The sequence below is a fragment of the Bacillus thuringiensis genome, assembly GCF_001182785.1.
GTDB classification, from domain to species: Bacteria; Bacillota; Bacilli; order Bacillales; family Bacillaceae_G; genus Bacillus_A; species Bacillus_A thuringiensis_S.
The window spans coordinates 1-7,500 of sequence record NZ_CP012099.1; the positions used below are offsets into that span (position 1 = coordinate 1).

The window sequence follows — 7,500 nt, forward strand, 5'->3', positions numbered from 1 at the left end:
GCTTTTTTTGTCGAAAACCCTATCTCATATACAAACGACGTTTTTAGGTTTTAAAATACGTTTCGTATAAATATACATTTTATATTTATTAGGTTGTACATTTGTTGCGCAACCTTATTCTTTTACCATCTTAGTAAAGGAGGGACACCTTTGGAAAATATCTCTGATTTATGGAATAGTGCCTTAAAAGAATTAGAAAAAAAGGTAAGCAAACCTAGTTATGAAACATGGTTAAAATCAACAACGGCTCATAACTTGAAGAAAGACGTATTAACGATTACAGCTCCAAATGAATTTGCTCGTGACTGGCTAGAATCTCATTACTCAGAACTAATTTCAGAAACACTATACGATTTAACAGGGGCAAAATTAGCAATCCGCTTTATTATTCCCCAAAGTCAAGCTGAAGAGGACATTGATCTTCCTCCAGTTAAGCGGAATCCAGCACAAGATGATTCGGCTCATTTACCACAGAGCATGTTAAATCCAAAATATACATTTGATACATTTGTTATTGGCTCTGGTAACCGTTTTGCCCATGCAGCTTCATTAGCTGTAGCCGAGGCGCCAGCTAAAGCGTATAATCCACTCTTTATTTACGGGGGAGTTGGGCTTGGAAAGACGCATTTAATGCACGCGATTGGTCATTATGTAATTGAACATAATCCAAATGCAAAAGTTGTATATTTATCATCAGAAAAATTCACTAATGAATTTATTAACTCTATTCGTGATAATAAAGCTGTTGATTTTCGTAATAAATATCGCAACGTAGATGTTTTACTGATAGATGATATTCAATTTCTTGCTGGAAAAGAACAAACTCAGGAAGAGTTTTTCCATACATTTAATGCATTACACGAAGAAAGTAAACAAATTGTAATTTCTAGTGATCGACCACCAAAAGAAATTCCAACCTTAGAAGATCGTCTTCGTTCTCGCTTTGAATGGGGACTTATTACAGATATTACGCCGCCAGATTTAGAGACACGAATTGCAATTTTACGCAAAAAAGCAAAAGCTGAAGGACTTGATATACCAAATGAAGTTATGCTTTATATCGCAAATCAAATTGATTCAAATATTCGTGAATTAGAAGGTGCACTTATCCGAGTTGTAGCTTATTCATCTTTAATTAATAAAGATATTAATGCTGATTTAGCAGCTGAAGCACTTAAAGATATTATTCCAAATTCTAAGCCGAAAATTATCTCTATTTATGATATTCAAAAAGCTGTCGGAGACGTTTATCAAGTGAAATTAGAAGATTTTAAAGCGAAAAAACGTACAAAATCAGTTGCGTTTCCTCGCCAAATTGCAATGTATTTATCACGCGAACTTACGGATTCCTCTTTACCAAAAATAGGTGAAGAATTTGGTGGACGTGATCATACAACAGTTATCCATGCCCATGAAAAAATTTCTAAACTACTAAAAACCGATACACAATTACAAAAGCAAGTTGAAGAAATTAATGGTATTTTAAAGTAGTAGCTGAATAGTGTGAATAACTTACCTTGTTTTACGCACAGTCTATCCACATGTAGATAGACTGTTTTTACATCCTTCAAAGGGGTTATCCACATATCCACAAGCCCTATTACTATTACTACTATTTTTTATCTTTATTAATTAAATAAAATCTTATACTTACCGGAGGTTTTTCTTTATGCGTTTTACAATACAAAAAGACTATCTTGTAAGAGGTGTACAAGATGTAATGAAGGCCGTTTCTTCTCGTACAACAATCCCCATCCTTACAGGAATTAAAGTTGTAGCTACTGAAGAAGGGGTTACATTAACAGGAAGCGATGCTGATATTTCTATTGAATCGTTTATTCCAGTCGAAGAAGATGGAAAAGAAATTGTAGAAATAGCTCAATCAGGAAGCATTGTTTTACAAGCAAAATATTTTAGTGAGATTGTAAAAAAACTACCTAGAGATACTGTCGAAATTTCTGTGGAAAATCATTTTATGACAAAAATAAAATCTGGAAAATCAGAGTTTAACTTAAATGGTTTAGATTCTGCAGAATATCCGTTATTACCACAGATTGAAGAACATCATGTATTTAAGATACCAACAGATTTACTTAAGCATATGATCAGACAAACTGTATTTGCAGTTTCTACTTCTGAAACAAGACCGATCTTGACAGGTGTAAACTGGAAGGTATATAACAGCGAGTTAACTTGTATTGCAACAGATAGTCATAGACTGGCACTTCGAAAAGCAAAAATCGAAGGACATAATATTGCAGATGAATTTCAAGCTAATGTTGTTATCCCAGGTAAGAGCTTAAATGAATTAAGTAAGATTCTAGATGAGTCTGAAGAAATGGTGGATATTGTTATTACGGAGTATCAAGTATTATTCCGTACAAAGCATTTATTATTCTTCTCAAGATTGTTAGAAGGAAATTATCCAGATACGACACGTTTAATTCCAGCAGAGAGTAAAACGGATATTTTTGTGAATACAAAAGAATTCCTACAAGCAATTGATCGTGCTTCACTATTAGCGAGAGATGGCCGCAATAACGTTGTCAAATTATCAACTTTAGAGCAAGAAATGCTAGAGATTTCTTCGAATTCACCAGAAATCGGAAAAGTTGTCGAAGAAGTACAATGTGAAAAAGTAGATGGAGAAGAGTTAAAAATATCTTTTAGTGCAAAATATATGATGGATGCATTGAAAGCTTTGGATAGTACAGAGATTAAAGTTAGTTTTACTGGGGCGATGAGACCGTTCTTAATTCGTACAGTAAATGATGATTCAATTATTCAATTAATTTTACCGGTTCGTACTTACTAGGTAAGGAATAAGGGTTGCTAGTTTAAAGATGCTAGTGGCCCTTATTTGATTTTTGGGTATTACTTTCCTAATGTTAGTTTATTTAGTACAATGAAAGAATGAACACTTTCAGAAAGTGAGCGATTTTATGAAACATATTAAAATTTCAACAGAGTATATTACACTAGGACAATTTTTAAAGTTAGCTGATGTAATTGATACAGGTGGCGCTGTAAAATGGTTTTTACAAGAATATGAAGTGTACGTGAACAACGAACTTGAAAATAGAAGAGGTCGCAAACTATATGCGAATGATGTTATTGAAATTCCAGGAAGCGGAACTTTCCAAGTTCAGGCATAAAGGGGGAGCCCTTTGTTTATTTCAGAAATACAATTAAAAAACTATCGCAATTATGAAAAATTAGAGCTTTCCTTTGAAGATAAGGTAAATGTAATTATCGGCGAAAATGCACAAGGGAAAACAAACTTGATGGAAGCTATTTATGTTTTAGCGATGGCGAAATCTCATAGAACCTCTAATGATCGCGAACTTATCCGTTGGGATGAAGATTTTGGTCAAATTAAAGGGAAATTACAAAAAAGAAACAGTTCTTTGTCTTTGGAATTAAATATTTCGAAAAAAGGTAAAAAGGCAAAATTAAATCAACTTGAACAACAAAAGTTAAGCCAGTACATTGGCGTGATGAACGTTGTCATGTTTGCCCCAGAAGATTTAAATCTTGTAAAAGGAAGCCCTCAAGTAAGAAGACGCTTTTTAGATATGGAATTAGGACAAATAGCTCCTGTGTATTTGTATGAATTAAGTCAATATCAAAAGGTGCTCACGCAACGAAATCACTTGTTGAAAAAGATGCAAGGGAATAGTAAGAATGAGGAAACGATGTTGGATGTATTTACACTTCAACTAATTGAGCATGGTGCAAAAATACTACAAAAACGTTTTGAATTTTTGCATTTGCTACAGGAATGGGCAGCTCCAATTCATCGCGGTATAAGCCGTGGATTAGAAGAGTTAGAAATTGTCTATAAACCAAGTGTAGATGTATCAGAATCAATGGATTTGTCGAAAATAAAAGAAGTATACTATGAAAGTTTTCAATCTGTGAAACAACGTGAGATTTTCCGTGGTACGACTTTAATTGGTCCTCATCGTGATGATTTACAATTCTTCGTTAATAGTAAAAATGTTCAAGTCTTTGGTTCGCAAGGACAACAACGAACGACCGCACTATCCCTAAAATTAGCTGAAATTGAATTAATTTATTCAGAGGTTAAAGAATATCCAATCCTTTTGCTGGATGATGTTTTATCAGAATTAGACGATTATCGTCAATCACATCTGTTAAATACAATTCAAGGAAAGGTGCAAACATTTGTTACAACGACGAGTGTCGACGGAATTGAACACGAAACATTAAAAGATGCGAAAACAATTCATGTAACGAACGGCACGGTAGATTGTGAAATAGATAGGGCATAAACCCCTGTTTAAATGGAAAAGTAGGTGATCTTTGTGTCAATGGAACAAAAACAAATGCAAGAAAATGCATATGATGAGAGTCAGATACAGGTACTTGAAGGACTAGAGGCAGTTCGGAAACGTCCGGGTATGTATATTGGATCTACGAGTGGAAAGGGACTTCACCACCTTGTATGGGAGATTGTTGATAATAGTATCGATGAAGCATTAGCAGGATATTGCGATGAAATTAACGTTAGTATCGAAGAAGATAATAGTATTCTTGTAACGGATAATGGACGTGGTATTCCAGTTGGTATACAAGAAAAAATGGGACGTCCTGCAGTAGAGGTTATTATGACTGTCCTCCACGCTGGTGGTAAATTTGGCGGTGGCGGTTATAAAGTTTCTGGTGGTTTGCACGGTGTTGGTGCATCTGTTGTAAATGCCTTATCAACAGAATTAGAAGTATTTGTACATCGTGATGGCAAAATCCATTACCAAAAATACGAAAGAGGTATTCCGGTTGCAGATTTAAAAGTCATTGGTGATACAGATAAGACTGGAACAATAACTCGCTTTAAACCGGATCCAGAAATTTTTAAAGAGACGACAGAATATGAATTCGATACGCTAGCGACTCGTATGCGTGAGTTGGCGTTTTTAAATCGTAATATTAAATTAACAATTGAAGATAAACGTGAACATAAGCAAAAGAAAGAGTTCCACTATGAAGGTGGAATTAAATCATATGTTGAACATTTAAATCGTTCAAAACAACCAATTCATGAAGAGCCTGTATATGTAGAAGGTTCAAAAGATGGTATTCAAGTTGAAGTTGCACTTCAATATAACGAAGGATATACAAATCATATTTACTCATTTACAAATAATATTCATACGTATGAAGGTGGTACACATGAGGTAGGATTTAAAACTGCCTTAACACGTGTGATTAACGATTATGGTCGTAAAAATAACATTTTAAAAGATGCGGATAGTAATTTGACTGGTGAAGATGTTCGTGAAGGTTTAACAGCAATCGTGTCAATTAAACATCCAAATCCACAATTCGAAGGGCAAACGAAGACGAAACTTGGAAATAGTGAAGCGAGAACGATTACTGAGTCGGTATTCTCTGAGGCTTTTGAAAAATTCTTACTGGAAAATCCCAATGTTGCACGTAAGGTTGTAGATAAAGGAACGATGGCAGCACGTGCGCGTGTAGCAGCTAAAAAGGCTCGTGAACTAACTCGCCGAAAGAGTGCTTTAGAAGTTTCAAGTTTACCAGGGAAATTGGCAGATTGTTCTTCTAAAGATCCAGCAATTAGTGAAATTTATATCGTAGAGGGTGACTCTGCGGGTGGATCTGCAAAACAAGGACGCGATCGTCATTTTCAAGCGATTTTACCGCTGAAAGGTAAAATTATTAATGTTGAAAAGGCACGCTTAGATAAGATTTTATCAAATGATGAAGTTCGTACAATTATTACGGCGATCGGTACAAATATTGGTGGAGACTTCGATATTGAAAAAGCACGCTATCATAAAGTTATTATTATGACCGATGCTGATGTTGATGGTGCGCATATTCGTACCCTATTATTAACGTTCTTCTATCGTTATATGCGTCAAATAATTGAGTGTGGATATATATATATCGCACAGCCACCTTTGTTTAAAGTGCAACAAGGTAAAAAAATTCAATATGCTTATAATGATAAGGAACTTGAAAAAATATTAGCTGAGCTACCAGCCCAGCCGAAACCAGGAATTCAACGTTATAAAGGTCTTGGAGAGATGAATCCAACTCAGCTATGGGAAACGACAATGGATCCAGAAGTACGTTCGTTACTTCAAGTTTCTCTTCAAGATGCAATAGAAGCAGACGAAACATTTGAAATTTTAATGGGTGATAAAGTGGAACCACGTCGTAACTTTATCCAAGAGAATGCAAAATACGTGAAAAACCTTGATATTTAAATGAGTAATGACAGGAATCTAAGTATTCCTGTCTTCTACATATAAATCAATGTATGTGTAACGGAAACGTAAGAGGAGGTGCTCGTTGATGTCAGACAATCAACAACAAGCACGAATTCGAGAAATTAATATTAGTCATGAAATGCGTACCTCATTTTTAGATTACGCAATGAGTGTTATCGTATCTCGTGCATTACCAGATGTTCGTGATGGATTAAAACCTGTGCATCGTAGGGTTTTATATGCGATGAATGATTTAGGAATTACAGCTGATAAAGCGTATAAGAAATCAGCACGTATTGTCGGTGAAGTAATTGGTAAGTATCACCCTCATGGTGATTCAGCCGTTTATGAAACAATGGTACGTATGGCGCAAGATTTCAGTCAACGTTATATGCTTGTAGATGGGCATGGTAACTTCGGTTCTGTAGATGGAGATTCAGCAGCGGCAATGCGTTATACAGAGGCAAGAATGTCTAAGATTTCTATGGAATTAATACGTGATATTTCAAAAAATACAATTGATTATCAAGATAACTACGATGGTTCGGAAAGAGAGCCGATTGTATTACCAGCGCGTTTCCCTAATTTATTAGTAAACGGTACGACAGGTATTGCAGTTGGTATGGCAACGAACATTCCGCCGCATCAACTTGGCGAAGTAATTGATGGTGTGTTGGCATTAAGCCATAACCCGGATATCACTATCGCGGAATTAATGGAATATATTCCTGGGCCAGACTTCCCGACATCAGGTTTAATCTTAGGGCGAAGTGGCATCCGTAGAGCTTATGAAACAGGACGAGGTTCTATTATGCTTCGTGCCAAAGTTGAAATTGAAGAGAAATCAAATGGTAAACAATCTATTATCGTAACGGAACTGCCTTATCAAGTTAATAAGGCACGATTAATTGAAAAAATCGCAGAATTAGTTCGCGATAAGAAAATTGAAGGCATTACAGATTTACGTGATGAATCAGACCGAAATGGTATGCGTATTGTCATGGAAGTACGTCGTGATGCCAATGCAAACGTACTATTAAACAATCTATATAAACATACAGCACTTCAAACAAGTTTCGGTATTAATATGTTGTCTCTTGTAAATGGAGAACCTCAAGTACTAAATTTAAAACAAAACTTATATCATTATTTGGAGCATCAGAAGGTAGTAATTCGTAGGCGTACTGCTTATGAATTAGAAAAAGCAGAGGCACGTGCTCATATTTTAGAAGGATTACGA

The 7,500-nt window shown here is 35.4% G+C and carries 6 protein-coding genes (1 of these 6 only partly in view); all 6 read left to right on the forward strand.

What is annotated here, in order from left to right; translation table 11 throughout:
* Positions 1 to 150: 150 nt before the first annotated feature.
* A complete protein-coding gene (dnaA, locus tag AC241_RS00005) occupies positions 151 to 1,491 on the forward strand; it encodes a chromosomal replication initiator protein DnaA (RefSeq protein ID WP_000428018.1) in 1,341 nt (446 codons plus the stop codon).
* A gap of 178 nt (positions 1,492 to 1,669) precedes the next feature.
* Positions 1,670 to 2,815 carry a DNA polymerase III subunit beta gene (gene dnaN / locus AC241_RS00010; protein WP_016079538.1) on the forward strand — a complete coding sequence of 382 codons (1,146 nt, stop codon included), beginning with the start codon at positions 1,670 to 1,672 and terminating at the stop codon, positions 2,813 to 2,815.
* 127 nt (positions 2,816 to 2,942) lie between these two features.
* Positions 2,943 to 3,155, forward strand: a complete 213-nt coding sequence (gene yaaA, locus AC241_RS00015) for a S4 domain-containing protein YaaA (RefSeq protein WP_000680510.1) — start codon at positions 2,943 to 2,945, stop codon at positions 3,153 to 3,155.
* A gap of 12 nt (positions 3,156 to 3,167) precedes the next feature.
* Positions 3,168 to 4,295, forward strand: coding sequence for a DNA replication/repair protein RecF (recF, locus tag AC241_RS00020; RefSeq protein ID WP_016079537.1), 1,128 nt, complete (start codon positions 3,168 to 3,170; stop codon positions 4,293 to 4,295).
* A gap of 39 nt (positions 4,296 to 4,334) precedes the next feature.
* A complete protein-coding gene (gene gyrB / locus AC241_RS00025) occupies positions 4,335 to 6,257 on the forward strand; it encodes a DNA topoisomerase (ATP-hydrolyzing) subunit B (protein WP_000435980.1) in 1,923 nt (640 codons plus the stop codon).
* An 88-nt stretch (positions 6,258 to 6,345) separates the two neighbouring features.
* Positions 6,346 to 7,500, forward strand: partial view of a DNA gyrase subunit A gene (gyrA, locus tag AC241_RS00030; protein WP_001282866.1) — the beginning only. 1,317 nt of this gene lie beyond the right edge of the window; 1,155 of the gene's 2,472 nt are visible here — the first part of the coding sequence; its start codon is at positions 6,346 to 6,348; the stop codon falls past the right edge of the window.